2 protein-coding genes are annotated in these 2,378 nt (G+C 39.1%); both read left to right on the plus strand.

Translation table 11 applies throughout. The annotated features are described in order from the left end of the window. Positions 1-149 precede the first annotated feature (149 nt). Positions 150-1,571: an IS21 family transposase gene (gene istA / locus ACYQ2O_RS11745; RefSeq protein WP_346025642.1), complete on the plus strand. Its 1,422-nt coding sequence runs from the start codon at positions 150-152 to the stop codon at positions 1,569-1,571. Between the two features lie 3 nt (positions 1,572-1,574). Further along, the gene (istB, locus tag ACYQ2O_RS11750) at positions 1,575-2,303 is read left to right on the plus strand and encodes an IS21-like element helper ATPase IstB (RefSeq protein ID WP_459771291.1); all 729 of its coding nucleotides are present in this window, start codon (positions 1,575-1,577) and stop codon (positions 2,301-2,303) included. Positions 2,304-2,378 lie beyond the last annotated feature (75 nt).

Consider the following 2,378-nt stretch of genomic DNA (forward strand, 5'->3'; position numbering starts at 1 on the left):
TGTTTATGGCAAGATAAAAATACATAAGATTGCAGGGTAAAAGTACACAACTCTGCGGACGGCAAAATGCAATATAAAAAGCCATTGCAAGGCACCTGAAAATCCTCTAAAGTTAGAGTTCCTACACTTTAACTGGAGGTATGAAAGGTATGCTCACAATGACTGATATTAATACTATCAAAAATTTAAGGAATAATCACGATAAATCGATTGATCACATAAGAAAAGAACTTGGAGTGAATTGGCGTACAGCTAAAAAATACGCTGATGGCAATAACTTTCCAAAGAAGAAGAAAATAGAAAAAACAGGCATGATGTATGAAGAAAAATGGGGAGATATTTTAACCTTATGGCTGGACGAAGATGCCAAGTTGCCGAAGAAAAAACGACGTACTAACGTAGCTTATCACCGTGAATTGAAAGAACTTGATTTCCCGGGGTCCTATCGGACTGTTTGTGTATTTGTTCAAGACTGGCGTTCTACTCACAATGATAAAGGCGCTGTAGATAAAGGATTTGAACGTCTGGAACATCCCCCAGCAGATGCACAGCTGGACTTTGGAACGATGGAAGTCGAACATGAGGGGGCATTTAAAGATGTCAAAACCTTGGTAATGACCTTCCCGTTTAGTAATGTAGGTTTTGCGGTTGCGTTACCTGCAGAGAATCAGGAGTGTTTATTTGAAGGCATGACTCAATTGTTTCATCAAATCGGGGGTGTGCCGAAAGTCATTCGAATTGATAATATGTCAACGGCCGTAACGGAGAGAAAATCTAAATATAAACCTGCTGTACTAACTGAGGCTTATCTTCGATTCGCCACTCATTACCGTTTCAACACGCAAGTATGTAATCCGCGCAGCGGAAATGAAAAAGGAAGTGTTGAAAACAAAGTTGGATATATACGCTATAACTTTTTCCCTGCAAGCCCGTCAATGAAAGATTATGCTTCTTTAAATGATAAATTGAGAACACAACTAATTGAGGATAGAGATCGAAATCATTATGAAAAAAATGTCTCCATCATTGAACTATGGGAAGAAGAAAAAACTGAACTACTGGCTCTTCCGGATGTACCTTATCCCGTCTTTAAAGAGATTGAATGCAAGGCAAACAAGTATAACGAAATCAAACTCGATCAAACACTCATTCACGTGCCTAAGGCACGAAATCACACGAAGATATATGCTGTATTAACAGCTGAGACTTACACATTCTACAGTGGATCTGGTGACATAATAGCTGAAGGTGATCGCCCGTATATGTTTAAAAAACGACCGATTGACTGGGCATCTATCTTATTAGACTGGCGTAAAAAACTCCGTTCAATGGAGTACTCACGTTACTGGAAATATTTACCGGAGCGGATCAAATTATACTTAACTCATAATGACTGGAAGGTCCAAGCTGAACGTGTCGATATCCTTATTAATTTACTCGTCACTAAAGATATGAAACAAATCAACGAAAGATTCTATGAATTAATAGGGGTCGAACCGAGTTCGGATTCTTACAATGTGGATTGGAACAGTTATGATGCATTAGGAATTTTTCCCAAGGAGGTAGTATAAGTAATGGATCACGCTTACTTAGAAGAACTGTGTAAAAGCCTCCGGCTCTCTCATATACCAAAAGTCATTGATACGGATGGATTTGATTCAAAAGAGGACTGGTTACTTTTTCTTTTGAAAAATGAACTTCGAAGTCGCGAAGAAGCGAAAACGATACGGCTCTATAAACAATCAAAACTGCCATGTAGGCGGACGCTATCCACTTATGAATGGCACAACCAGATATCGCTTCCCAGCCCGACAACTAAAGAGGAACTGACTAGTCTGTCTTTTATCAAACAATGCCAAAACGCTGTTTTCGTAGGAACACCTGGTACAGGAAAAACTCACTTGGCATGTGCCTTAGGCACATTAGCTACAGAAAACGGCATAGATACACGCTTCTGGCGCGTATCTGACCTAGTCAGCGAACTAGAACGTCAATGGAAAAATAACACACTAGATGCTTTTAAAAAACGTTTTGACAAGGTTAAACTGATTATTTTAGATGAAATGGGGTATGTTCCGTTTACGAAAGAAGGAGCGGAACTTCTATTTCAGCTGATTAGTGATTGGTATGAGACGAAAAGCGTCATCATCACCAGTAATCTAGAATTTAGTCAATGGAATAAAGTGTTCATTGACGCTCGTCTGACAGCCGCATTGGTTGATCGACTGATTCACCATGCTCACATATTAAGCTTTACCGGAGAGAGTTTTCGACTAAAGAATGCACTATCCAAACACAAATAACTAAAAGAATCTTTCAGGTGCAAAATTGTGTAGTTTATCGCTGCAATGTTGTGTAGAAAAGTCTTGCAAAATACA

Source organism: Alkalibacterium sp. m-11, assembly GCF_054658155.1.